The following is a 23,078-nucleotide window of genomic DNA, read 5'->3' as shown; positions in this document are numbered from 1 at the left end:
ATCCTGCAACTGAGGACAAGGCGCCAATGCAAGGCGCCACGAGGTCAGCTCCTGGCCCATCGCACCGTTTGCGTGTCGGGCGAAGTGTCTCGACCGGTGAAAACCTGCGTTTCGGAGTATGCGTAACCCATTGATTCGCCAGCGGTCGGCTACTGTGCATGGGGTTGTTTTTCATGTTTTTGTTGAGTTGGCGCGGCAAGTCGGTGCTCGCAGCACATGGGGCAAGGCCGGCTGCGCGCTGCTGACAGCATGTTGGCAGCAGGGGCGGGCTACGACCATCTCCTGACAAAACGGAGAGCGGGTCATGCCGATCGAGGCAAGCTGTCATTGCGGTGAGACGGTGTTCGAAGTGACGGAGGCGCCCTCGAGCGTGACCCGTTGCACCTGCTCGCTCTGCGCCAAGCGCGGCGCGTTGTGGGCCTATTACACGCCGGCGCAGTTTCGGCTGCTGTCGCCCGCGGAGAACGTCGCGACCTATCTCTGGGGTAGCCGCACGGTCAAACACCATTTCTGCGCAAGCTGCGGCTGCGGCACCTATTCGGAGTCGCCGGACTGGTCGACCGGCAAGCCCGATTTCGACAATCCCAGGGTCGGCGTCAACGCGCGCCTGTTCGACGAATTCGATCTGGAGGCCGTGCCGGTGACCATGATCGACGGCAAGAATTTGTGGTGAGCATGGGCTTCTCACGCATGTCTGCTGCTCGCCCGTGCTCTTGAGGCCTTCTTGAAAAGCTGATCTGTTTCCGGCCCGATAGAACAGGGAGGAAGCCGATGATGCGTCTTTTCGCGCGAGTGATGCTCGCGATGTGTCTGGCCGTTGTAGCCGGCTTCAATGCGCAGGCGCAGACCAAGCCCAAGGTCGCCACATCAGGACCGGATTTCCCCAAAGCCACGCTGTTCGTCGGCAATAGCTTTTTCTACTACAACAACGGCATGCCCGGGCATCTCTCCTTCATGGAGCGGGCTGCGTATCCCGAAAACAAGGCGGCCTATCGCAATACCATGGCGACGATCGGCGGCTCAGGCCTCGATTGGCACGACATGGAGAACCTGCTGCGGGCGGGCGGCCTCGGCGCCTATTCGTTCGACGAGCAGAACAACGTCGTCTTCAACAAGCCGGGCAGGCAGTACGACGCCGTCGTCATGATGGATTGCAGCCAGTGCCCGATCCATCCGCAATTGAAGGACGCGTTCGCGACCTTCGTGAAGAAGGACAGCGAGATCGTCCGCGCCCATGGCATGCGGCCGGTCCTGTTCATGTCCTGGGCGTACGCCGACAAGCCTGAGATGACGGAAGCGTTGGCCGAGGCCTACACGATCGCCGGCAATGCCAATGATGCGCTGGTGATCCCCGCAGGCCTGGCCTTCGCACGCGTGCGCAAGCTGCAGCCCGAGCTCAATCTGTATGCGCCGGACAAGCGGCACCCGAGCCCCGCAGGCACGTATCTGTCGACCTGCGTGACGTTCGCTGCCCTGACGGGCCGCTCACCGGTCGGCAATTCCTACACGATGGGACTTGATGCGCCGACGGTGGAGCTGCTGCAGAAAGCAGCGTGGGACACGGTGCAAGAGTATTACGGGCGTTGACCTAGCGCAGCACGACCCATGCCGGTGCGTGATCGCTCGCGCCTTCCTCGCCGCGAACCTTCTTGTCCACACCGGCTTTTGCCAGGCGTGAGGCGAGGGCAGGGCTGAGCAGGAGATGATCGAGCCGCAGGCCCGCATCGCGCGGCCAGCGGTTTCGCTTGTAATCCCAGAAGGTGTGGATGCGCTTTTCCGGGTGCAGTTCGCGGATCGCATCGCACCAGCCTTGTGCCACCAGCGAGGCAAAAGCCGCACGGCTCTTCGGCTGGATCAAGGCATCCTTGTCCCACGAGCGCGTCGGATAGATGTCGATCTCATCAGGCGCAACGTTGTAGTCGCCGGCGAGCACCACGGGCAGGTCCTGCTTGATCAACGTCCTGGCATGGCGCTTGAGGCGCGCGAACCAGTCGAGCTTGTAGTCGAATTTCGGTCCCGGCTGCGGATTGCCGTTCGGCAGGTAGATGCTGGTGACGATGACACCGCGTACTGCGGCCTCGATGTAGCGGGCTTCGTGATCGCCGGGCTTTCCGGGCAAGCGATCGCGGGTGAGAATGGGCTCGGCATTGCGGGCCAGGATGGCGACTCCGTTCCAGGTCTTCTGTCCACACCACACTGCGCCGTAACCGGCCTTTTCGATCGCGGCCGCCGGAAATTCGCCATCACTTGCCTTCAACTCCTGAAGTGCGACGACATCTGGCTTCGCCGTTCGCATCCATGCCAACAGATTGGGCAGGCGGCGATTGATGTTGTTGATGTTGAACGTCGCGATCTTCATGTAGAGCTACCGGCTCCTGCCTTCCGTTACCGGAGAAACAATGTCCAAGTTGAGCTTTGCCGTTATCGCCGTCGCCGTTGCGTTCTCCGGGGGCGCCTCGGCACAATCATCCGATCCGCGCGGCGCGTGCAAGGCGGACTATGACAAATTCTGCGCCGGCCTTGCGCCGGGCGGTGGCATCGTCGCTTGCCTCAACAGCAAGCGCGATCAGCTCAGCGCGACCTGCAAGACGGCGCTGGACAGCAGGAAAAAGAAGTAAGCGGCGAGCTGCTCAGCCCGGCAGCGGCGGCGGGCTTGCGGGCTGTTCGATCGGCGGCGGCGCGGGCGTCTGCTGCTCGACCGCCTGCGCGGGAGCCGGCTTGGCCAGCGGCTCCACAACATTCCCCCCCTTGTAGATGCGGGCGTAGCGGCGGCCGAGGCTGGTCAGCACCTCGTAGCCGATCGTTCCGAAATGATGCGCGAGCTCGTCGACGGTGATGCCCTCGCCAAGCAGCGTCACCATGTGGCCGCGCCGCGCCGCGTTGGGCGGCAGATCGGTGATGTCGATCGCGATCAGATCCATCGAGACGCGGCCGGCGACCGGACAGCGCTTGCCGGCGACGATGACCTCGGCGCCGCGGGTGCCGTCACTGGAGCTTGCGGCGCGAAAATAGCCGTCGGCATAACCGACCGCGATGATCGCGAGTTTCGTCGGCCGCCGTGCGGTCCAGGTGCCGCCATAGCCGACGCTCTCGCCGCGCTCGACGTTGCGGATCTGCACGATGCGGGCCTTGAGATCGGCCACCGGCTGCATCGGATTGTCGGCCTCCGGCGTTGGGTTCACGCCGTAGAGCGCGGCGCCCGGCCGCACCATGTCGAACTGGAAGGGCGCGCCGAGGAAGACGCCGGACGAATTGGCGAGTGCCGCCGGCACGCCGGAGAATTCGCTGGCGATGCCTCGGAAGGCCGCGAGTTGCTTGGCGTTCACCGGGTTGTTGAGCTGCTCGGCCGAAACCAGATGGCTCATCACCAGCGTGATGCCGTGATCGCCGGCGTTGATGCGGGGGATGATGGCCTGCGCTTCCGCAAGCGTCAGGCCGAGCCGGTTCATACCGGTGTCGATGTGGATGGCGGCGCCACCGGTCCAGCCGGTGCGGCGGCAGAACACGTCCCATTCGGCGAGTTCGTTGAGATCGCCGATCACGGGGCGGCAGTTGATCTGGGCGTAGTGCTCGCCGGTGTTCTGGAAATAGCCGCCGAGCACGTAGATCGCAGGCTCCGGCACCGCCGCGCGCACCTTGCGCGCTTCCTCGATGGTGGCGACGAAGAAGGTCTTGCAGCCGGCCTTGTTCAGGGCACGCGCGACCTGCTCGGCGCCGCAGCCATAGGCATCTGCCTTGATCACCGCCGAGCATTCGGCCGGCACCGCCGTCTTCTCGAGCTTGCGCCAATTGGCGATGATGGCGTCGAGATCGACGGTGAGCACGCCGCCGAAGGTCGCGAGCGCGGCTGCCTGATTGGCCTCCGCGGAGAGGAGGCCGGATTGCGGAATGATTTTCGGGTCGGACGCCATTGTCATGGCGCCGTTTTACGCAAGAGGCCGGTCGGGTTCAACCCACAGAACTCAGTAGTCGTTGCCGCTGCGGTCCGGCACCTGGCTGTCCGGCGCGAGGTCGCCGAACCGTGTGATCGACGCTTCGAAGGCCACATCGACGGTGCCGGTCGGGCCGTGGCGCTGCTTGCCAATGATGACTTCGGCCTTGCCATGCGCAAGATCCATGTCCAGACGCCATTTTTCGTGCTCGGGCGTGCCCGGGCGCGGCTCCTTGTTTCCGAGGTAATATTCCTCGCGATAGACGAACAGCACGACGTCGGCGTCCTGTTCGATCGAGCCCGATTCGCGCAAGTCCGAGAGCTGCGGCCGCTTGTCGTCGCGCGACTCGACCTGGCGCGAGAGCTGCGAGAGCGCAATCACGGGCACGCTGAGCTCCTTGGCGAGCGCTTTCAGACTGGTCGTGATCTCGGTGATTTCCTGCACGCGGTTTTCGCTGCGCTTGCCCGAACCCGACAAGAGCTGGATGTAGTCGATGACGATGAGGTCGAGGCCCTTCTGCCGCTTCAGCCGGCGCGCGCGCGCCATGAGCTGCGCAATCGAGAGACCGCCGGTCTCGTCGACATAGAAGGGCAGCGACTGGAGCTCGATCGAGACCTCGCGGATCTTCTCGAAATCGGCCTCCGAGATGCCGCCGCGGCGGATCGACGAGGAGGGAATGCCGGTGCGCTCGGCGACGATACGCGTGGCGAGCTGGTCGGCCGACATTTCGCAGGAGAAGAAGCCGATGACGCCGCCATGGGCGGCCTTCATGGTGCCGTCGGCCTGGAGTTCTCCGACATAGGCCCGGGCCACGTTGTAGGCGATGTTGGTTGCAAGCGACGTCTTGCCCATGCCGGGACGGCCGGCGACGATGATGAGGTCGGAGTGCTGCAACCCGCCCATCTTGGTGTCGAGGTCGCGCAGGCCCGTCGAGATGCCCGACAGCTTTCCGTCGCGCTGGAACGCTTTCGCGGCCAGATCGACCGCAAGCGTCAGCGCCTGCGAAAATTTCTGGAAGCCGCCGTCATAGCGGCCGGATTCGGCGAGTTCGTAGAGGCGGCGCTCGGCATCCTCGATCTGCGCCCGCGGCGCGAAGTCGACTGGGGCGTCATAGGCGACATTGACCATGTCCTCGCCGATGCCGATCAGGTCGCGTCGCAATGCTAGATCGTAAATGGTGCGCCCATAATCCTGCGCATTGATGATGGTGGTCGCTTCGGCGGCGAGGCGTGCCAGATACTGCCCGATGGTCATGCCGCCGATATCGGTGTCGGCGGGCAGGAAGGTCTTCAGCGTGACGGGCGTCGCGATCTTGCCCATCCGGATCAGGCTGCTGGCGGTCTCGAAGATGGTCTGGTGCAGCGGCTCGAAATAATGCTTCGGCTCCAGGAAGTCGGAGACGCGGTAAAACGCGTCGTTGTTGACCAGGATTGCGCCCAGAAGGCTCTGTTCCGCTTCAATATTATGCGGCGCGCTTCGATAGGCGGGAGTTCCGGCTTCGGGCGCGAGTTTGAGAACGTTCGAATCAGTTAGGGCCATGGTCGAGCGATAGCAATTTTCTGGGGCGGATGCGGGGCCGGGATAAAGCGCCGCCTCAGCCCAAAGCGGAAGCAAAAGCTCGCCGCTATCAACCGATCATTAAAATGGTGGATGATTGGCCGCCGCAGCATGCGCCGCGCTTGACGGACTTTCGTGGAACCAGGTCGCAGCTTGGAAGCGGCGGCTGCCGCGCCGCGGAAAACGTCGGATGAAGTGAACCTGATGGGTTGGCGGGCTGACATATCGAGACGCGCGCGAAATGACGCACGCTGGGCGCTTTCGGCTCGGTTCAGACCAGCAGGAGGTAGACCAGCGCAACCAGGGCCGCCCCGACGCCCGTAGCGATCAGGGCGTAATCGGTGCGGAGGTCGTCCTGCACGTCGAATGAGGTTTTGGTCTCGTTGCTCATGGCGACGGTCTAAGCCAGGGCCGACGAGACTTATGTGAAGCAGATCACATCTCCCCGGATTCTTTCGGGAGTACAGCCGGGAACAGGCAAGCGGGCGGGGGGTTGTCTCCCGATCTGCCACCAGGGAATGAGGCAAGCGATGCGGCCAGAACGGCAGCCCCGGAATTGGCGAAGCGAAGCAGGCAGCCAACTTTGGCTGTCGGGGTTGATCGCGGCCATGGAGCACGCTGAGCGGCCGGAAGTGCGTCGGGAGCCGGTCGCCCCCGAAATCCTGAAGGCACTGCGGATGCAATTGGCCTTAACGGCGTCTTTCCGGTCCGCTCCGATTTCGACCCTGCGCCACTAGGATTTATTCACCAGCCAGCTTCAGCCTCGGCTTGGCGCCGGCTTCGATGGCCCGCAGCCGGGCTTCTTCACGCGCGATGTAATTGCGTGTCATCGGCACGACGCCCTGACGCCGCGTGAGTTGAATCTGGAAGTTCATCATATCCTGCTTGCGGAACGTCATCTCGCTGGCAGCGAGATAAAATTCCCACATCAGCGCGAAGCGCTCGTCATACAGCTGCACGGCTTCTTCGCGCCGCGCGATGAAGCGCTCGCGCCATGCCTTCAGCGTTTCGGCGTAATGCAGGCGAAGAATCTCGATGTCGCAGACCAGCAGGCCCGCCCGCTCGATGGCTGGCAGCACCTCGGAGAGAGCAGGGATGTAGCCGCCGGGAAAGATGTATTTGGCGATCCACGGATTGGTGGAGTCCGGGCCCTGCGAGCGGCCGATCGAGTGCAGCAGCATGACGCCATCCTTGTCCAACAGCTCGGCGCAGCGCTGGAAGTAGATTTCGTAGAAGCGAGCGCCAACATGCTCCAACATGCCGACCGAGACGATGCGATCGAACGGGCCGGCGATGTCGCGATAGTCCTGAAGCAGGAATTTGGCCGATCTGGTCAGGCCCTTTTCGGCTGCGCGCGCATTGGCGATCTGCAACTGCTCGGTCGACAACGTGATGCCGGTGACGTCAGCACCTGCGATCTCGGCGAGATAGAGCCCAAGTCCGCCCCAGCCCGAGCCGATGTCGAGGACGCGCTGGCCGCCTTTGACGAGCAGCTTTGCGGCGACGTGCCGTTTCTTAGCGAGCTGCGCATCGTCGAGCGTGCTCTCCGGCGTCTCGAAATAGGCGCAGCTATATTGCTTGTCGGCGTCGAGGAAGAGCGAATAGAGCCTTGCATCGAGATCGTAGTGATGTGCGACGTTGCTGCGGGAGCGCGGGCGCGGATTGAACTGCTTCAGGTGCCGCACCAGATAGCGCAGGTGCCACCAGGGTTTTGCCCAGTGCGGCAATAGGTCGGGTTGATCGAGCAGGATCGCGAGGGCATCAGCTATGGTGCCGCGCTCGACCACGAACTCGCCGTCCATGTAGGCCTCGCCAAGCCCGAGTTCGGGATTGACGAGGATCTTCCGCTCTGCGTCCGCGGTGACGAAGCGGACTGCAACCGGTTCGCCCGAGCCGTCGCCGACGGTGAACTTCGAGCCGTTCGCCGTGGTCACCGTCATCGACCCGCGGCGGATGAACTGAGACAGGAATTGACGCAACAATCGGTCCATCGGCACCCATCCTCTCGAGCGAACCCGAAGAGATGCGACTAACCCGGCCTTCACACCCTACGCCCGGCCATCTCAGCGGTTCCTATGCGTTTGCATCCAAATCTAGGGAGGTGTCCGGGGCTCGCTATTGCGCTGTGCTCAAAGCGGATATTCCAAAACCGCTTAATCACATCCTTGCGCGCGGAGCCTGCTTCCATTCGCGGCTCAATCGGATAAAAGGTGACCCGCCGTGGCGCCGCCTGCCGGCTGCACCTCTCGGAATTCAATGGAGATGATGGGAATGTCGAGCCGAGCGCTCAGCCTCGCGATGATCTTGCTTCTGATCGGCTTCGGCGCGACCGATACCGTTCTCGCGCAGGCGACGAACCTCGAGGCCGGCAAGGCCCCATCCCAGCTCTTCGCGCAGACCTGCAATGCATGTCACAAGAGCCCGCGCGGCCTGTTGAAGACGGTGGCGCCGGGCTCGCTGCCAGGCTTCCTGCGTCAGCATTACACGACCAGCTCCGACATGGCCGGCGTGCTCGCCTCCTACCTTGTCTCCAATGGAGCCACCGACACCCGCTACCAGGCCAAAGACGGCAAGGACAAGAAAGCTGGGGCCAGGGACAAGGACAAGGAAGCCAATACCAATCCCGCGCAGTCCCCTGAACATCAGGGCCGCCGGCAACGTTCTCAGGAATCCGCCAAGCCGGAAGGCGAGGCTGCCGCTCCCGCCGCCGAGGGCGCGCGTCAGAAGCGCGCCGCGCGGCCGATCGAAGAAGGAACGAAGGAAGGCGCGAAGCCCGAGGGCCAGGCTGCACCCGAAGGGCGCAAGGCCAAGCGTCTCGGCAAGCGCGGCAAGCCGGGAAGTGATGAGGCACCGAAGGTCGATGCCGCGACGCCGGCGGCAGACGACAAGAAGAGCGAGCCGAAGGTCGAGCCCAAGCCCGAGACTGCAAAGGGGGACACCGGCGAGGCCAAATCCGAAGGCAGCAAATCTGAGGGCAGCAAGCCGTCCGAGAAGCCCGCCGAGGCCAAGCCGGAAAGCGCCAAGGTTGAGCCGCGCGGCAGCGAGGCTCCGGCGTTGCGGCCTGATCCGGTGCCGCAGGTGACGCCGGCGGCACCGTCCGCCGCGAAGCCCGCCGAGCCAGTTGCGCCCAAGGCGGCGGAAGAGGCTGCTCCCAAGCCCGCCGCGAGGTCCGAACCGCCAGCGAAGTCGCAGGAGCCGGCGCCGCCCGCAACCGCTGCGGCCCCACCGGCGCCGGCCGAATCGTCCGGTCCGCCAACGCCGCCGATTTCGCGATAAACGACCATATTTTACAGGCATGCGAAGGCCGCGTTATGGCGCGGCCTTCATCATCTTGACCGCCGTTAGAGTGTTACTCTAGAGTGTCTCTCCAGGAGCGTTCATGGCGGCTGGTGTGCGCGAGGATTTGTTGGCGGCGGGGCTTTTCGTCTTCGACCGCGTCGGCTTCGAAGCTGCCACGGTGGCTGCGATCCGCGCCCGGGCGCGCGCTTCCAACGGCAGCTTCTTCCACGTCTTCGGCTCGAAGAAGGAGCTGGCGGGTGCGCTGTTCCTGGAGGTGCTGCGGCACTATCACGCCGCGATGCTGATAGCACTCGATCCTCTCCCCGATGCCGAGCAGGGCATCGATCGTTTGATCCGGGCGCATCTGGACTGGGTCGTCACCAGCCGGCGCGAGGCGCGCTATCTCTTCGAGATCTCACGCGGCGAATGGGGCGAGAACGTTCGCGATGCCCAGCGCGCGCAGAATGCGCGCCTTGCCGAAGGCATCGAGCGCTGGCGCGCGCCGCTGGTCACGCGCGGAGAGCTCTTGCCGATGACGCCGGTCATGTTCGTCAGCCAGCTCATCGGTCCGGCGCAGATTTTTTGCCGCGCTTTCCTGTCGGGACGCGACCGCGCCGATCCGCGCGCCGAGACCGACACGTTGATCGCCTGCGCCAGCCGCGCGCTACGGCCGCTCGATCGAATCAACAAGCAATAAGGAGAGGCGTCATGCGACCCGAAGCAGATCCCGAATTCGGACCGATCGCCGAGCGCATCCACGCCAATGTCGGTCGGCAGGGCTTTATGAATCTGGTCGGCGCCGAGCTGTCCGAATTGTCGCGCGGCACCTGCACGATCGCGGTGCAACGCCGGCCGGAGCTGTTGCAACAGCACGGCTTCTTCCATGGCGGCGTCACCGCGTTCCTGATCGACAACGCCACGACGATCGCAGCCGCGACTTCGCGCGGCCAGCCGGCGCTGACGGCGGAATACAAGCTCAATCTGTTGTCGCCCGCGGCCGGCGAGAAGCTGATCTGCCGGGCGAGGGTGATCAAGCCGGGGCGTCAGGTCTCCGTGGTCGCAGCCGACGTTTTCTGCGTCAGCGACGGCGTCGAGAAGCATACGGCAACGGCGCTCGCTTCGATCGCGATGCTGAGCGAGGACGTTGCCGCCAAAACGAAAAGCCCGGCCGCCTGAGGCGGCCGGGCTTCGCAAGCCTTGCGCGAACGCGAGGCTTACTTCTCGGTCTCTTCCGCAGCCGGCGCCGGTTCGGCGTCGTCCTGCTGGGCTTCCGGGTCGAAGAACTCGCCGGCGGCTGCGATCGCTTCGGCCGCAGCATCCCGGTCTTCGTCGCGGGTCGAGATATCCTCGCCGCGGTTGATGCGCTCTGCCTCGTCCTGGCTGCGCGCCACGGTGACACTGATCTCGACCTCGACCTCGGGGTGGATGGCGACCGTGATGGTGTGCTTGCCGATGGTCTTGATCGGCGCGTCGAGCTGAACCTGCGGGCGGGACAGCGAAACACCGTCGGCTTCGAACGCCACGACGATGTCGCGCACGTTGACCGAGCCGAACAGTTGGCCGGCTTCCGAAGCCTGACGGATCACGATGATGTTCTTGCCCTGGATCTTCTCGGCGACCTTGGATGCCTCGCCCTTGGACTCAAGGTTGCGAGCCTCGAGCTCGGCCTTCATGCCGTCGTACTTGGCACGGTTGTCGGCGGTGGCGCGCAGCGCCTTGCCGCGCTTGAGCAGGAAATTGCGGGCATAGCCGTCGCGAACCTTCACGACTTCGCCCATGTGACCGAGCTTGTTGACGCGCTCCAGCAAAATGACTTCCATATTCGTTCTCCTTTGATGTGTTGGGTGAGTTGGAATTTCGAACTTGAACTCAAGAGGTCGGCAGCGGCGGTGGCTGGCGCGTACGAAGGAAGCGTTCGCGGAGGCCGAACACGGCATCCGCGAGGCCAAGGATCACCATCGCGATGACGGGCCATCCGAACACGACCACGACGGCATAGGTCGAGCCGAGCCAGAAGGTGCGGCTCTTCAGCGCCAGCGTCAGCGTATGCAGCACGGCAAAGCCGGTCAGCGCATATCCCATCATCAGCGCCGCCGTCGCGATCTGCGCCACGATCGCAAGCAGTCCGCCGGTGAAGCAGAAGGCGAGCGCGATGCAGAGCGCCACGAGCGTCATCGGCGGCAGCTCCGCCGTCATCAGGTCCGGCCAGGGGCGCCGCAGCCGGCCCGACGTTGCCGTCACCTTGGTGCTGAGCCAGAGGTTGAGGGTCAGCGTCATCATCGCGACGATGGTGGCGCCGGCCGGCAAGATCCGCAGCAGTGCGCCGACGAACTGGTCGGTCTCGCCGGAGCTCTGCGGGTCGGTGGCGCGGAGGAGGCGCATCAGGCCACGACGCAGCGTGCCGGTGATGGTCTCGGCGTCGGTGCCGAGCGTGAGCAGGGCGGCCATCGTGGTCAGTGTGGCGAAGCCCGCGATCCACAGCAGGATGCGGCCGACCGGATACCACTCGAGCACAGGCTCAGTGGGCGGCTCGGCGGCGGCCTCCGGCGCGGCAGGTCCGACCTGCCGGCTGAGCAGGACGAGATGGCCGAGCCACCAGGCCGGCAATGCGACGGTGAGGGCGAAGGCGATGCAGTAGGGCAGGCCGAACAGCGCGCCGAGGCCTACTGCGGCGGCGATGCCGCCGAGGCTCGCGCAAAGCGGTCCCCAGCCGATCGCGGCGACCATCAGCGGCAGCGGTGCGAGATAGAACAGGACGAGCGAGATCAGCGCGCCCGAAATGATCGAGGCGAACATCAGGGCCGACGCAGCGCCGGCGATCAGGGCTATCAGTCCAAAGGCCATCATCAGCTGTCCCGCTCCCTTCGAGCGGTTAGAGGCATCTCGCCCCAACCATCGGCGACCGGACGACCCGGAAGCCTTATGAGAAACTAGATCGTACGGCCGGCGGCGATGTCGCCGCCGGCCGAATTCGTCTTAGCGAATGACGTAGGGCAGCAGGCCCAGGAACCGCGCGCGCTTGATGGCGCGGGCGAGCTCACGCTGCTTCTTCGCGGACACCGCGGTGATGCGGCTCGGCACGATCTTGCCGCGCTCGGAGACGTAACGCATCAGCAGCTTGGAGTCCTTGTAGTCGATCTTCGGAGCATTCGCGCCCGTGAACGGGCAGCTCTTGCGACGACGGAAAAACGGACGGCGTGCACCAGCTTCAGCCATTGTTCTTACTCCCCATCCGTCGTGGTGGTGGTGGTGGTTTCAGCGTCTTCGCGCGGACGGCGCGGACCGCGGTCACCGCGGAAGCCGCCACCTTCACGATCGCCACCACGGAAACCACCCTCGCGGTCGCCACGGAAGCCACCGCCTTCGCGATCGCCACGGAAGCCGCCGCCACGGTCGTCACGCTCGCGGTCACGGTCGGCCTTGCGCATCATCGCGGACGGGCCTTCCTCGAGCTCCTCGACGCGGACGCTGAGATAGCGGATCACGTCTTCGCTGATGCGCTCCTGGCGCTCGATCTCGGCGATCGCCGCGGACGGCGCGTCGATATTGAGCAGCACGAAATGCGCCTTGCGGTTCTTGTTCATGCGGTAGGTGAGGGAGCGCACGCCCCAATTCTCGGTCTTGACAACCTTGCCGCCGAGACCCTCGACAATGCCGGTCATCTGCGCAGTCAGCTCTTCAACCTGCTGCGTGCTCGCGTCTTGGCGCGCGAGAAAAACATGCTCATAGAGAGCCATGGAAGTCCTTTCCTCATGTTGGCGCATCGCCCGGCGTCAAGCCCTTAAGAGGCCTTCGGAAAGGACTCTGGGATTAAGCTCAGAAGGCGGAAACACGGGACGACGGGCCGACTGGCCTTGCCACACCAAAATCACGAATGATTTGCTGAGACCGTCCGTTCAGCTCCCGGCCGGGGTCTGCGGATGGGCGCGTTATACGGATTTCGGCTGACTTGGCAAGGTTTTTGGCAAGATTGCAGGGGCGTCTTCAGCGCGGAGGGTTTCGATGCGGGCGGCCGACTCCGCCGCCGGCTACCACCACCGGCTTGATTTGTTTGTTTGTATATCATACAAACAAGTCTAACGGGAGCGAACCCCAATGGCAGAGAAGCCGGCCCATGAGCCGCTCGAGGCGGCAGGCGACCCCAAGCACGCCGTCCGCGCCACGCGGTCGGCCGGCCGCAAAATGCGCTCGCTGCTCCTGGATGCCGCGAGCCCGCTGTTTCGGGAGCGGGGGCTGTCGGGTACCGCGATCACCGACATCGCAGCCGCTGCGAACGCGTTCCCGAGCCAGATCACCTATTATTTTCGTACCAAGGAGGCGCTGTTCGTCGAGTGCGCCTGCCGCGAGCTGCTGTACCTGGCGCGGGCGACCGAGCAGGCGGCGCTGAAGGCGCGCACGCCCCAGGATTATACCCACGCGCTGGCCGAGACCGTTACGGCGAGCGATTCGGTGACCTTCTTCGCCGAGGCGCTGACGCTGACGCGGCGGCGGCAGGATCTCGCGCCGCTGGTCGAGCGCACGATCGAGCGCCTGCACAGTGAAGGTGCGCGGGCCTATGCGAGCCAGGTCGCGCGGCACGGCTGGCGCTCCCTGCGCGCGCCCGATGAGAGTTCGCGGCGGTTCTGGGCCGTCGCCATCGGAATCATCCTCGAGGGCTACGCGATGGGCCGTTCGCCCGAGGCGCTGTGCGCCGAGATGCTGCGCGTGCTGGGTGAACAGGCGAAATCCAATAATGACGCGGCGCGCCTGCGCCTCGTCGACGCGCGCGACGCATCGAGCAATTCGAATGAGGAGAGTTAGGCCATGACTGCGCTTCGCATGCGTGCCCGCGATTTCCTGACCGACGACCAACTTGCCGACGTGCGCCAGCGCGTGACCTGGAAAGGCGTCGCGCTGATCGCGCACGCCTGGGCGCTCATCATCGCGGCAATCGCCTTGGTCGCGTGGTGGCCCAATCCGATCACCTATCTCTTCGCCGTCGCCATCATCGGCTCGCGCCAGCTCGGGCTCGCGATCCTCATGCATGACGGCGCGCATGGCTGCCTCTCCGCCGACGAGAAAACCAATCTGGCCCTGAGCCAGTGGTTCTGCGCCTATCCTCTCTTTGCGGAGACGCGCAGCTATCGGCGCTATCACCTTCAGCACCATGCGCGCACGCAGCAGGAGGATGATCCTGACCTCGTGCTGTCGGCGCCATTCCCGATCACGAAGCTGAGCTATCGCCGCAAGTTCATTCGCGACCTCACCGGGCAGACGGGCTACCAGCAGCGCAAGGCGCAGTTGCTCAATGCGCTGGGGCCGAGGGACTGGCCGTTGCGGCAGCGCGCGGCGCATTTTTGGGAGAAGCTTGGCCCGCAATGTCTGGTCAATGGCGCGATGTTCGCCGCGCTCACGGCGGCCGGCGTATGGTGGGCCTATCCGCTGCTGTGGCTGGTGCCGCTCCTGACCTGGATGATGGTCATCACCCGCATCCGCAACATCGCCGAGCACGCGGTCGTGCCTGACAGCAGCGATCCCTTGCGCAATACCCGCACCACCTACGCCAATTTCCTCGAGCGTCTGTTCATCGCGCCGTACTACGTGAACTACCACCTCGAACATCATCTCTTGTTCTACGTGCCCTGCTACAATCTGCCGAAAGTGCATCGCCTGCTGAGCGAGAGCCGGCATGCGGGCCGTATGGAGGTGCAACCGAGTTACGCAGCCGTACTGCGGCTTGCGACCGCGAAGCCGAACCGCGATGACCGGCCCGGGCAATTGGTCAACAGCGCACGCCGCGCGCAGGCGGGGTCCGAGGTCGACGCCAATCAGACGGCCGGCGGATTCTAGCGACCCGTCTCTACAGTGAAGGCTGCCAATTGAAGGCTGCCACTTGAAGGCCGATCGAAGTTCCTAACTTGGCTTGACATTCCGGCCCCGGACAGTGTCTACGGCCCCCTTTGGAGTATGATCCGGAACCATGTCCTAAGGCCGAGCGTAAACGGCTGCCGGTTCTCGCAGGGATCACGCCCGACAAGCAGGGAGCGCCGATGACGGCAGCATTCACATTTCCGGGGCAGGGTTCCCAGGCGGTCGGCATGGGCAAGGCCCTGGCCGATGCCTTTCCAGTGGCGCGCGCCGTGTTCGACGAGGTCGATGCCGCGCTGGGGGAGAAGCTGACGGTGACCATCTGGGATGGTCCGGCCGAAACCCTCCAGCTTACCCAGAACGCCCAGCCGGCCCTGATGGCGGTGTCTGTCGCCACCCTGCGCGTGCTGGAAGCCGAAGCCGGGTTTTCCGTGGGGCGGGATGCGGCCTTCGTCGCCGGCCACTCGCTCGGTGAATATTCGGCACTGGCTGCGGCCGGCAGCCTGACGATTTCCGATACCGCACGGCTGCTTCGCATCCGCGGTCTCGCAATGCAAAAAGCCGTGCCGGTCGGCGTCGGTGCGATGGCCGCTCTGCTCGGCCTCGACTACGAGGCCGCCGTGGCGGTGGCGGACGAGGCCGCTCAGGGGCAGGTCTGCCAGGCCGCCAACGACAATGGCGGCGGGCAAGTGGTCGTCTCCGGCGACAAGGCCGCGGTCGATCGCGCCCTCGAGATCGCCAAAACCAGGGGAGCCAAGCGCGCAATGTTGCTGCCGGTGTCCGCACCGTTCCATTGCAAGCTGATGCAGCCGGCTGCGGACGCGATGGCAGAGGCGCTGGCCAAGGTCACGATCAAGGCGCCGGCGGCCCCGCTGGTGTCGAACGTGCTGGCGAGCGCGATCACCGATCCCGACGAGATCCGCCGCCGCCTAGTCGAACAGGTCACCGGCACCGTGCGCTGGCGCGAGTCGGTTGCCTATATGGCGGAACAGGGCGTCACCCGTTTCTTCGAGATCGGTGCCGGCAAGGTGCTGACCGGCCTCGTCAAGCGTATTGCGGACGGCGCCGTCGGCGTTGCGGTCGGTGGCCCCAACGACATTGCTGCCGCCAAAGATGCATTGGCCGCTGCGAAGCAGGCCTGAGGCGCGATGATTCGTCGTCGCGCGCGGGTTCTTTAGTTGACGCACGATGCTTTCGGAAAACAGCTGCGCACTTTTCCGGATCGTGCCTTGGAGGAGTTATCGATGTTCGATCTGACTGGCAAAAAGGCGCTCGTCACTGGTGCTACCGGCGGCATCGGCGGTGCCATCGCGCAGGCGCTGCACGCGCAGGGCGCCACCGTTGCGATATCAGGGACGCGCAAGGAAGTGCTGGATGAGCTTGCAGGCAAGCTCGGCGAGCGTACCCATGTGCTGCCCTGCAATCTCTCCAAGGCCGACGAGGTCGAGGCGCTGGTGCCCGCTGCGGAAGCGGCGATGGGACAGGTCGACATCCTCGTCGCCAATGCCGGCATCACCCGCGACAATCTCTTCGTGCAGCTCCGTGACGAGGACTGGGAGGAGGTCATCAACATCAATCTGACCTCGACCTTCCGGCTCGCCCGCGCCGCCACCAAATTGATGATGCGCAAGCGCTTCGGCCGCATCATCGCCATCACCTCCGTGGTCGGCGTCACCGGCAATCCGGGGCAGGGCAATTATACCGCGTCGAAGGCGGGCCTGATCGGCATGATCAAGACGTTGGGCGCCGAATACGCCAAGCGCGGCGTCACCGCGAATTGCATCGCTCCAGGCTTCATCAAGACGCCGATGACCGACGCGCTCAACGACAAGCAGCGCGAAACGATTCTGACCAAGGTTCCGGCCAATCGCCTGGGGACGCCAGAGGACATCGCGGCGGCCGCCGTCTACCTGAGTTCGAACGAAGCGGCCTATGTCACCGGCCAGACCATCCACGTCAACGGCGGCATGGCCATGATCTGACGCTTCATGCCGCACTGCCCCCTTGGCGGCGCGGAATGCGGCAAACGGCCGTTTCCGGAGCGAAATGAGGCTTGTAGTCAACGCAATTGAAGTATGATAACCGGACCTTCAACGGATGGGCAAAGAACGCCATTGCAGGTTTTTGAAACCCTGTATATTGGCGATGCGGAGCCTTGGCCGTCATTCGCCGGGCCTGCATCGGTTAGGATGGGGCCAGATCAAAGTTCGTAAGCGAAGGCAGTCAACGACCACGACGGCTCGTATCGTCCCGGGGGGTCGGGTCTACAGGGAACAACACGAGGTTATGCAATGAGTGAGATTGGCGAGCGGGTTAAGAAGATCGTGGTCGAACACCTTGGTGTTGAACCCGAGAAGGTTGTCGACGCTGCGAGCTTCATCGACGACCTCGGCGCCGACAGTCTGGACACCGTCGAGCTGGTGATGGCGTTCGAAGAGGAATTCGGTTGCGAGATTCCGGACGACGCCGCGGAGACGATTCTCACCGTCGGCGACGCCACGAAGTTTCTCGAGAAGAACGCGAAGAGCTAAGGCTCTTCATTTTCGCGGGGACAACATTGAAACCGGACGGACCGCTCAACAGCGGTCAGCCGGTTTCTTGTTATTGGCCGTGAATCTTTCGATGCGGAGTTTTCGGATATGAGACGGGTTGTCGTCACGGGTCTTGGCATGGTTTCGCCACTCGGCTGCGGTGTCGAGCCGACCTGGAAGCGCATCCTCGACGGCGAAAGCGGCGCACGCAAGATCGAGAGCTTCGATGTCTCCGATCTTCAGACCAAGATCGGCTGCACGGTCGTGCGCGGCGACGGCACCAACGACACTTTCAATCCCGACATCTGGATGGAGCCGAAGGACCAGCGCAAGGTCGACGACTTCATCATCTTCGGCATGGCCGCAGCCGGCCAAGCGCTCGACGATGCCAACTGGCACCCCGAGACCGAAGAGGACAAATGCGCGACCGGCACCATGATTGGGTCCGGCATCGGCGGGCTCAACGGCATCGCCGAAACCGCGGTCCTGCTGAAGGAACGCGGGCCGCGCCGGGTCTCGCCGTTCTTCATTCCGGGCCGCCTGATCAATCTCGCCTCTGGCTATGTCTCGATCAAGCATGGGCTGAAGGGACCGAACCATTCGGTGGTCACGGCCTGCTCGACCGGTGCTCACGCGGTCGGCGATGCCGCCCGCCTGATCGCGCTGGGCGATGCCGACGTCATGGTTGCCGGCGGCGCGGAATCGCCGATCGGCCGCATCGGCATTGCCGGCTTCAACGCCGCGCGTGCGCTCTCGACAGCCTTCAACGAAACGCCAGAGAAGGCCTCGCGCCCCTACGATAAGGACCGCGACGGCTTCGTGATGGGCGAGGGCGCCGGCGTTCTGGTCCTGGAAGAGCTCGAACACGCCAAGCGCCGCGGCGCGAAGATCTATGCCGAGGTGATCGGCTACGGTCTCTCGGGCGATGCCTATCACATCACCTCGCCGTCACCCGACGGCGACGGCGGCTTCCGCAGCATGGCGGCTGCGCTCAAGCGCGCCGGCCTCACCGCGTCCGATCTCGACTACATCAACGCGCACGGCACCTCGACGCCGCTCGGTGACGAGATCGAACTCGGTGCGGTCGAACGCCTGCTCGGCAATGCCGCTTCCAAGGTCGCGATGTCCTCGACCAAATCGTCGACCGGTCATCTCCTGGGTGCGGCCGGCGCGATCGAGGCGATCTTCGCCATTCTCGCGATCCGCGATAATGTCGTGCCGCCGACCATCAACCTGGACAATCCGTCGGTCGAGACTGCGATCGATCTCGTGCCGCATCAGGCGAAGAAGCGCGAGGTCAACGTCGCGTTGTCGAATTCTTTTGGTTTTGGCGGTACCAACGCGTCGGTCATCTTCCGGCGTCTGGTCCATTAGTTTGTTGTTGCGACGAATCCACCGTTTTGCCGTATTCGGCGATAGTCATGGAAGCGGGCGCGTGCATTTGGCTCGGCAAGCGATTGTCAGGTCGCGATTGAACCGGCAGGATTCAGGTTGCTTCGATGAGTGAAAGGCCGCCCATTTCGCCCCGGAGCCCGCGGGCAGCGCTCGAGCCCGAGCAGGTCCCGCCGCCGCCGAAGCGATCGGACCGCGCGCGCAATCCCTTCGTGATCGTCGGCAACGCCATCATCACCCTGCTGCTGATTGCGATGATCGGCGCGGGCGGCGTGTACTACTACGGCCGACAGGTGCTCGAGGCGCCGGGACCGCTAAAGGAAGACAAGATCGTCAACATCCCGCAGCGCGCCGGCAAACGTGACATCGCCGAGACGCTGAACCGGGAAGGCGTGACCGACGTCAATCCGTGGGCGTTCATTGCCAGCGTCGCTGCGTTGAAGGCGAGCTCGGATCTCAAGCCCGGTGAATATTCGTTCCAGAAGAACGCATCCTTGCGCGACGTCATTGCCACCATCGTTGAGGGCAAGGTGGTGCAGCATGCCGTGACGATCCCGGAGGGTCTGACCTCCGAGCAGATCGTGGCGCGCCTGTCCGACAACGACATCTTCACCGGCAGTGTGCGTGAGCTGCCGCGCGAAGGCACCTTGCTGCCCGAGACCTACAAGTTCCCGCGCGGCACCCCGCGCGATCAGGTGATCCAGCGCATGCAGCAGGCGCACAAGCGCGTGCTGACCGAGATCTGGGAGCGCCGCAGTCAGGACATTCCGGTCAAGAGTCCGGAGCAATTGGTGACGCTGGCCTCGATCGTGGAGAAGGAGACCGGCAAGCCGGACGAGCGCAGCCGTGTCGCCGCCGTGTTCATCAACCGTCTGAAGCAGAGGATCAAGCTGCAGTCCGATCCCACGATCATCTATGGCCTCGTCGGCGGCAAGGGCACGCTCGGCCGTCCGATCAAGCGCAGCGAGATCACGCAGCCCTCGCCCTACAACACCTATGTCATCGAGGGCCTGCCGCCGGGCCCGATCTCCAACCCCGGCCGCGCCTCGCTCGAGGCTGCCGCCAACCCGGCCCGCACCCGTGACCTCTATTTCGTCGCGGATGGTACCGGCGGGCATTCCTTCACCGAGACCTACGACGCGCACCAGAAGAACGTCGCCAAGCTGCGCGCGATGGAAAAGCAGATCCAGAACGACACGGTCGAGCCGGCCGAGGACGCGCAGCCACCGGCCGCCGCCGCGCCCGGTGCCGTCGATACGCCGACGGCGACCACGCCGGCGCGGCCCAACCAGCAGAAAAGGCCGCCGCCTGCTCGCCCCGCGGGTCCGCCGCCGGCCCGGCAAGGCGCGGTGCAGGCCTCGCCCCCTGTGGTGCAGCGCTAGGCCTGCGCGCAGACCTGCCCCGCGGGACTTTGCGGGTTACACTTTCTTGCAAAATAGTCTTAAGATTCGCGTGGCTTGATGGCCCCTGCGAATCCCGTGCTTCTGGAGAAATTGACCTGATGGCGTTGTCGTCCATGACCGGCTTTGCCCGAAGCCACGGCGCGAGCGGGCCGTATACGTTCGAATGGGAATTGAAGTCGGTCAACGCCAAGGGCTTTGATCTCAGGGTGCGGCTGCCGCAGGGGTTCGACGAACTCGAGGCTCATGCCAAGAAGCGCGCCGCCGAGCTGCTCTCGCGGGGCACCGTCTACGCCAATCTGACCGTCAAGCGCGCCAATGCGGCCACCAGCGTCCGCGTCAACGAGGACGTGCTCAACGCCGTCCTCAAGGCCGCCGCCGTGATCGCCGGCAAGGTCGATGCGGTCGCGCCGAGCGTCGACGGGCTTCTGGCCATCAAGGGTGTCATCGAGGTCGCCGAGCCCGAGGGCGACGAGGAGGAGGACAAGTCCGCGCGCGCCGCCGCCGCGGACGCCTTCGACAAGGCGCTCGCCGAACTCGTCGAGATGCGCAAGCGTGAGGGGACCTCGCTCGGGCAGATCCTGATCCAGCGCGTCGACGAGGTCGAGCAGCTGGCGAAGAAGGCCGAGGCCGCGCCCGGCCGCAAGCCCGAGGCGATCAAGGCGAGACTCGCCGAGCAGATCGCGAGCCTGCTCGACACCTCCGACCGTTTCGATTCCGACCGCCTGATGCAGGAAGCGATCCTGATTGCGACCAGGGCCGACATCCGCGAGGAGCTCGACCGCATCGCCTCGCACATCGCGCAGGCGCGCGAGCTGATCGGCAAGGGCGGCCCGGTCGGGCGCAAGCTCGACTTCCTGGCGCAGGAGTTTCACCGCGAGGTCAATACCTGTTGCTCGAAGTCGAACGACATCGAGCTGACCAATACGGGGCTCGCCATGAAGAACGTGGTCGAGCAGTTCCGCGAGCAGGTCCAGAATCTGGAGTGATCGATGACGATTGGCGGTCACGGAACTGACGGTGTCGAGCGGCGCGGATTGATGTTCGTGCTGTCCTCGCCGTCGGGCGCGGGCAAGACGACGCTGTCGCGCATGTTGATCGACCGTATGCCCGGCCTCCGAATGTCGGTGTCGGCGACCACGCGGGCGATGCGGCCGGGCGAGGTCGACGGCAGGGATTATTCGTTCGTCGACAAGGCCACCTTCGACGCGATGGTGAAGGCCGACCAACTGCTGGAATGGGCGACCGTGTTCGACAACAGCTACGGCACGCCGCGTGCGCCGGTTGAAGCGGCGCTGTCAGCTGGGCAGGACGTGCTGTTCGACATCGACTGGCAGGGCACGCAGCAGCTTCGAGAGAAAGCACGCGCCGACGTCGTCAGCGTGTTCATCCTGCCGCCCTCGGCTGCCGATCTCGAGAAACGGCTGCATTCGCGCGCGCAGGATTCCGACGAGGTGATCCGCAAGCGCATGAGCCGCGCCAGCCACGAGATGAGCCACTGGGCCGAGTACGACTACATCGTCATCAACCACGACGTTGACGAGGCCTTCGCCGAGGTGCAGTCGATCCTGAAGGCCGAACGCCTCAAGCGCGAGCGGCAGACCGGCCTCGTGGGCTTCGTGCGAGGTCTGCAAGGTCAGCTTCAAGGTTAGGCTGCGTCAGCCGCGGCCCGTCCTTGGCCAGCCGTTCCAGCATCGTCGTGATCACGTCGATGTCGATAACGTCCTCGACTCCCGCATCTTTATCTCGATCGGCCGCCTCTTCGTCATTGACGTCGTTGGCCGCAAGCCGCGGCGCGGCCTCGATCTGGAATTCTCCTTTGAATATATCGGCATCGTCGAGCTCTGCGGCATCTTCGTGCGCTTGCGGGGCCCGCTCCTCGATCACATCAATCTCGCGATCGATCGCGGCGAGCTGCGCGGTCTTGGCTGTCTGCGGACGCACGGCATCGAAATCCACCGGGCGCGGCTGCTGAGCGTGCTGCGCACCGGCCGGCGCTGCGTTGAGCCAGGGCGCGCGGCCATCGTCGTGATCGTGCGGCTCAAAACTGTCCCAGTTGACGCGGCGCTGGTCGGCACCCTGAACGCGGACGCGTCCACCGGCGAAGCGGTAGACGAGGCTGGCGAGGATGCCGGCAAGCGCCAGCGCACCGCCGATCACGAGCAACAGCATCTGGAGCGAGCCGGTCTGCTTGTCGGCGGTGCTGTCCGCCGAAGCCAGAGCCATCGGAGCAGGGGACTTCGCCGGTTTCGCGGTCGGCTGCGCGGCGGCCGCGACAGGTGCGGGCGACGGCTGCTCTGTGGGCGCGGCGGACGCGTCGGGCCAGGGCCCGGCGACGGCGGGCTGCTGCGCGTTGGCGTCGGCGGCGGGGCTCGCAGCTTGTTGCGTCCGCGCCGGTCCCGCCTGTGCGGGCGTCTTCACCGTGGCGATGCTCTGCGGCGTCAGATATTCGGCGCGCGCGTCCTGGACCGAGTGCTGCTGCGGCACGGCTGAATCCGCTGCGGGCGTGTCAGGCGCAGCCTGTGCGGTTTGAGTGGCCTTGCCGCCTTCGGCGCGCAGATACCAGCACTGCCGCTTGGTCGCGCGCTCGAGACGATAATGCCAATGCTGGCCCTGCGGCGCGGCGCCCTTTGGCGAGGCAAGGCAGTCGCTCGCGGCATTTGCCGTGCTCGGTGCCGTCGGTGCATTCTGCGACACGGCGGCAAGCGGCGCGCCGGCAATGATGCTGCCCACAAGGGCGGATAAGAACTTTGCGGTGCGGTTGCCCATCCTGGTCTCCCGATTACGCGCGACGCAACTCGTTACCTTCCCTTTCTCGTCAAAGACTTGGGTGGCAATGAGCCGCAAATCCGGAGAGGATGTGGCCTGAATCGGGCCTGCGCGGCGTTCGTTCCGCCGCGGAATCAGGCTTTTTCGCTGCTATTGCTTGGTCGAAGTCCAGGTTCCGCCGCAGCCGTCCGAGCGGCGGAAGGATCCGGAGCCGCTGCGTCCACCGAGGCGGCCGGAGCCGGTGAAGGTCACGCCGTCGCCTTGACCGAACGTGCTGACCGCGCCGCTCGCGCTGACGGTACCCGTGACGCCTTGGCCTATCACCTTGCCTGAGGAGACCAGATGCGCGCGCCCGGTCGGGCCGCCACATC

24 protein-coding genes are annotated in these 23,078 nt (G+C 64.7%); 15 read left to right on the top strand and 9 right to left on the bottom strand.

Annotated elements, in window-relative coordinates:
• The first annotated feature begins 304 nt into the window (after positions 1 to 304).
• Both ABIC03_RS02275 and ABIC03_RS02270 read left to right on the top strand, forming a co-directional pair.
• Positions 305 to 673, top strand: coding sequence for a GFA family protein (locus ABIC03_RS02275; RefSeq protein ID WP_106943263.1), 369 nt, complete (start codon positions 305 to 307; stop codon positions 671 to 673).
• Positions 674 to 771: 98 nt separating this feature from the next.
• Positions 772 to 1,587 (top strand): hypothetical protein, encoded by an 816-nt coding sequence (locus tag ABIC03_RS02270; protein ID WP_354055166.1) that lies wholly within the window; start codon positions 772 to 774, stop codon positions 1,585 to 1,587.
• 1 nt (position 1,588) lies between these two features.
• Here ABIC03_RS02270 and ABIC03_RS02265 read toward each other — a convergent pair whose 3' ends face one another.
• Positions 1,589 to 2,359 (bottom strand): exodeoxyribonuclease III, encoded by a 771-nt coding sequence (locus tag ABIC03_RS02265; protein ID WP_354055163.1) that lies wholly within the window; start codon positions 2,357 to 2,359, stop codon positions 1,589 to 1,591.
• A 40-nt stretch (positions 2,360 to 2,399) separates the two neighbouring features.
• Here ABIC03_RS02265 and ABIC03_RS02260 point away from each other — a divergent pair, with 40 nt between their 5' ends.
• Entirely contained in the window at positions 2,400 to 2,618 is a 219-nt protein-coding gene (locus tag ABIC03_RS02260; RefSeq protein ID WP_354055161.1) for a hypothetical protein, read from the top strand.
• Between the two features lie 12 nt (positions 2,619 to 2,630).
• On the opposite strand, the gene alr is transcribed toward ABIC03_RS02260, so the two are convergent.
• From alr to ABIC03_RS02245, 3 genes are all read right to left on the bottom strand, one after another.
• Complete coding sequence (alr, locus tag ABIC03_RS02255; protein ID WP_354057474.1) at positions 2,631 to 3,911, bottom strand: alanine racemase; 1,281 nt, start codon at positions 3,909 to 3,911, stop codon at positions 2,631 to 2,633.
• 51 nt (positions 3,912 to 3,962) lie between these two features.
• On the bottom strand, positions 3,963 to 5,471 hold the full coding sequence (locus ABIC03_RS02250; RefSeq protein WP_007592031.1) for a replicative DNA helicase: 1,509 nt from the start codon (positions 5,469 to 5,471) through the stop codon (positions 3,963 to 3,965).
• Positions 5,472 to 6,229: 758 nt separating this feature from the next.
• A complete protein-coding gene (locus tag ABIC03_RS02245; protein ID WP_354055158.1) occupies positions 6,230 to 7,480 on the bottom strand; it encodes a cyclopropane fatty acid synthase in 1,251 nt (416 codons plus the stop codon).
• A 280-nt stretch (positions 7,481 to 7,760) separates the two neighbouring features.
• Between ABIC03_RS02245 and ABIC03_RS02240 the strand changes: the two genes are divergently transcribed.
• From ABIC03_RS02240 to ABIC03_RS02230, 3 genes are all read left to right on the top strand, one after another.
• Entirely contained in the window at positions 7,761 to 8,765 is a 1,005-nt protein-coding gene (locus ABIC03_RS02240) for a hypothetical protein (RefSeq protein ID WP_354055156.1), read from the top strand.
• 103 nt (positions 8,766 to 8,868) lie between these two features.
• On the top strand, positions 8,869 to 9,465 hold the full coding sequence (locus tag ABIC03_RS02235; RefSeq protein WP_354055154.1) for a TetR/AcrR family transcriptional regulator: 597 nt from the start codon (positions 8,869 to 8,871) through the stop codon (positions 9,463 to 9,465).
• Positions 9,466 to 9,476: 11 nt separating this feature from the next.
• The gene (locus ABIC03_RS02230; RefSeq protein ID WP_354055151.1) at positions 9,477 to 9,944 is read left to right on the top strand and encodes a PaaI family thioesterase; all 468 of its coding nucleotides are present in this window, start codon (positions 9,477 to 9,479) and stop codon (positions 9,942 to 9,944) included.
• 38 nt (positions 9,945 to 9,982) lie between these two features.
• On the opposite strand, the gene rplI is transcribed toward ABIC03_RS02230, so the two are convergent.
• From rplI to rpsF, 4 genes are all read right to left on the bottom strand, one after another.
• Positions 9,983 to 10,588: a 50S ribosomal protein L9 gene (gene rplI, locus ABIC03_RS02225; protein WP_354055149.1), complete on the bottom strand. Its 606-nt coding sequence runs from the start codon at positions 10,586 to 10,588 to the stop codon at positions 9,983 to 9,985.
• A 49-nt stretch (positions 10,589 to 10,637) separates the two neighbouring features.
• Positions 10,638 to 11,615, bottom strand: a complete 978-nt coding sequence (locus ABIC03_RS02220; RefSeq protein WP_354055147.1) for a hypothetical protein — start codon at positions 11,613 to 11,615, stop codon at positions 10,638 to 10,640.
• A 129-nt stretch (positions 11,616 to 11,744) separates the two neighbouring features.
• A complete protein-coding gene (gene rpsR, locus ABIC03_RS02215; protein ID WP_007592020.1) occupies positions 11,745 to 11,984 on the bottom strand; it encodes a 30S ribosomal protein S18 in 240 nt (79 codons plus the stop codon).
• A gap of 5 nt (positions 11,985 to 11,989) precedes the next feature.
• Positions 11,990 to 12,505: a 30S ribosomal protein S6 gene (rpsF, locus tag ABIC03_RS02210; RefSeq protein WP_275167216.1), complete on the bottom strand. Its 516-nt coding sequence runs from the start codon at positions 12,503 to 12,505 to the stop codon at positions 11,990 to 11,992.
• 358 nt (positions 12,506 to 12,863) lie between these two features.
• Between rpsF and ABIC03_RS02205 the strand changes: the two genes are divergently transcribed.
• The 9 genes from ABIC03_RS02205 to gmk all read left to right on the top strand — a co-directional run bounded on the left by ABIC03_RS02205 (position 12,864) and on the right by gmk (position 21,590).
• A complete protein-coding gene (locus tag ABIC03_RS02205; protein WP_354055145.1) occupies positions 12,864 to 13,568 on the top strand; it encodes a TetR/AcrR family transcriptional regulator C-terminal domain-containing protein in 705 nt (234 codons plus the stop codon).
• Between the two features lie 3 nt (positions 13,569 to 13,571).
• A complete protein-coding gene (locus ABIC03_RS02200) occupies positions 13,572 to 14,597 on the top strand; it encodes a fatty acid desaturase family protein (RefSeq protein WP_354055143.1) in 1,026 nt (341 codons plus the stop codon).
• Positions 14,598 to 14,797: 200 nt separating this feature from the next.
• Complete coding sequence (gene fabD / locus ABIC03_RS02195; RefSeq protein WP_354055141.1) at positions 14,798 to 15,757, top strand: ACP S-malonyltransferase; 960 nt, start codon at positions 14,798 to 14,800, stop codon at positions 15,755 to 15,757.
• A gap of 102 nt (positions 15,758 to 15,859) precedes the next feature.
• Entirely contained in the window at positions 15,860 to 16,597 is a 738-nt protein-coding gene (gene fabG / locus ABIC03_RS02190; RefSeq protein ID WP_007592006.1) for a 3-oxoacyl-[acyl-carrier-protein] reductase, read from the top strand.
• A 309-nt stretch (positions 16,598 to 16,906) separates the two neighbouring features.
• Positions 16,907 to 17,146 carry an acyl carrier protein gene (locus ABIC03_RS02185; protein WP_006020277.1) on the top strand — a complete coding sequence of 80 codons (240 nt, stop codon included), beginning with the start codon at positions 16,907 to 16,909 and terminating at the stop codon, positions 17,144 to 17,146.
• Between the two features lie 108 nt (positions 17,147 to 17,254).
• Positions 17,255 to 18,520, top strand: a complete 1,266-nt coding sequence (gene fabF, locus ABIC03_RS02180; RefSeq protein WP_275167212.1) for a beta-ketoacyl-ACP synthase II — start codon at positions 17,255 to 17,257, stop codon at positions 18,518 to 18,520.
• Positions 18,521 to 18,645: 125 nt separating this feature from the next.
• Entirely contained in the window at positions 18,646 to 19,920 is a 1,275-nt protein-coding gene (gene mltG / locus ABIC03_RS02175) for an endolytic transglycosylase MltG (RefSeq protein WP_354055139.1), read from the top strand.
• 119 nt (positions 19,921 to 20,039) lie between these two features.
• Positions 20,040 to 20,927, top strand: a complete 888-nt coding sequence (locus tag ABIC03_RS02170; protein WP_354055137.1) for a YicC/YloC family endoribonuclease — start codon at positions 20,040 to 20,042, stop codon at positions 20,925 to 20,927.
• A gap of 3 nt (positions 20,928 to 20,930) precedes the next feature.
• Positions 20,931 to 21,590 (top strand): guanylate kinase, encoded by a 660-nt coding sequence (gene gmk / locus ABIC03_RS02165; RefSeq protein ID WP_354055135.1) that lies wholly within the window; start codon positions 20,931 to 20,933, stop codon positions 21,588 to 21,590.
• Here the strand turns inward: gmk and ABIC03_RS02160 are convergent.
• Positions 21,523 to 22,707 (bottom strand): hypothetical protein, encoded by a 1,185-nt coding sequence (locus ABIC03_RS02160; protein ID WP_354055133.1) that lies wholly within the window; start codon positions 22,705 to 22,707, stop codon positions 21,523 to 21,525. The two genes, gmk and ABIC03_RS02160, sit on opposite strands and share 68 nt — an antisense overlap.
• Positions 22,708 to 23,078 lie beyond the last annotated feature (371 nt).

This window comes from Bradyrhizobium sp. RT6a (genome assembly GCF_040547675.1).
Taxonomy (GTDB): Bacteria; Pseudomonadota; Alphaproteobacteria; order Rhizobiales; family Xanthobacteraceae; genus Bradyrhizobium.
This window is presented reverse-complemented; position numbering and strand designations above follow the sequence as displayed.

Coding starts and splice junctions, on each gene's coding strand:
- ABIC03_RS02185 (WP_006020277.1), top strand. CDS start 16,907: ATGAGTGAGATTGGCGAGCGGGTTAAGAAGATCGTGGTCGAACACCTT.
- ABIC03_RS02170 (WP_354055137.1), top strand. CDS start 20,040: ATGGCGTTGTCGTCCATGACCGGCTTTGCCCGAAGCCACGGCGCGAGC.
- ABIC03_RS02235 (WP_354055154.1), top strand. CDS start 8,869: ATGGCGGCTGGTGTGCGCGAGGATTTGTTGGCGGCGGGGCTTTTCGTC.
- ABIC03_RS02250 (WP_007592031.1), bottom strand. CDS start 5,471: ATGGCCCTAACTGATTCGAACGTTCTCAAACTCGCGCCCGAAGCCGGA.
- rpsR (WP_007592020.1), bottom strand. CDS start 11,984: ATGGCTGAAGCTGGTGCACGCCGTCCGTTTTTCCGTCGTCGCAAGAGC.
- ABIC03_RS02275 (WP_106943263.1), top strand. CDS start 305: ATGCCGATCGAGGCAAGCTGTCATTGCGGTGAGACGGTGTTCGAAGTG.
- fabF (WP_275167212.1), top strand. CDS start 17,255: ATGAGACGGGTTGTCGTCACGGGTCTTGGCATGGTTTCGCCACTCGGC.
- ABIC03_RS02205 (WP_354055145.1), top strand. CDS start 12,864: ATGGCAGAGAAGCCGGCCCATGAGCCGCTCGAGGCGGCAGGCGACCCC.
- fabG (WP_007592006.1), top strand. CDS start 15,860: ATGTTCGATCTGACTGGCAAAAAGGCGCTCGTCACTGGTGCTACCGGC.
- ABIC03_RS02260 (WP_354055161.1), top strand. CDS start 2,400: ATGTCCAAGTTGAGCTTTGCCGTTATCGCCGTCGCCGTTGCGTTCTCC.
- rpsF (WP_275167216.1), bottom strand. CDS start 12,505: ATGGCTCTCTATGAGCATGTTTTTCTCGCGCGCCAAGACGCGAGCACG.
- rplI (WP_354055149.1), bottom strand. CDS start 10,588: ATGGAAGTCATTTTGCTGGAGCGCGTCAACAAGCTCGGTCACATGGGC.
- fabD (WP_354055141.1), top strand. CDS start 14,798: ATGACGGCAGCATTCACATTTCCGGGGCAGGGTTCCCAGGCGGTCGGC.
- mltG (WP_354055139.1), top strand. CDS start 18,646: ATGAGTGAAAGGCCGCCCATTTCGCCCCGGAGCCCGCGGGCAGCGCTC.
- ABIC03_RS02240 (WP_354055156.1), top strand. CDS start 7,761: ATGTCGAGCCGAGCGCTCAGCCTCGCGATGATCTTGCTTCTGATCGGC.
- ABIC03_RS02200 (WP_354055143.1), top strand. CDS start 13,572: ATGACTGCGCTTCGCATGCGTGCCCGCGATTTCCTGACCGACGACCAA.
- ABIC03_RS02245 (WP_354055158.1), bottom strand. CDS start 7,480: ATGGACCGATTGTTGCGTCAATTCCTGTCTCAGTTCATCCGCCGCGGG.
- ABIC03_RS02270 (WP_354055166.1), top strand. CDS start 772: ATGATGCGTCTTTTCGCGCGAGTGATGCTCGCGATGTGTCTGGCCGTT.
- ABIC03_RS02220 (WP_354055147.1), bottom strand. CDS start 11,615: ATGATGGCCTTTGGACTGATAGCCCTGATCGCCGGCGCTGCGTCGGCC.
- gmk (WP_354055135.1), top strand. CDS start 20,931: ATGACGATTGGCGGTCACGGAACTGACGGTGTCGAGCGGCGCGGATTG.
- ABIC03_RS02160 (WP_354055133.1), bottom strand. CDS start 22,707: ATGGGCAACCGCACCGCAAAGTTCTTATCCGCCCTTGTGGGCAGCATC.
- ABIC03_RS02230 (WP_354055151.1), top strand. CDS start 9,477: ATGCGACCCGAAGCAGATCCCGAATTCGGACCGATCGCCGAGCGCATC.
- alr (WP_354057474.1), bottom strand. CDS start 3,911: ATGGCGTCCGACCCGAAAATCATTCCGCAATCCGGCCTCCTCTCCGCG.
- ABIC03_RS02265 (WP_354055163.1), bottom strand. CDS start 2,359: ATGAAGATCGCGACGTTCAACATCAACAACATCAATCGCCGCCTGCCC.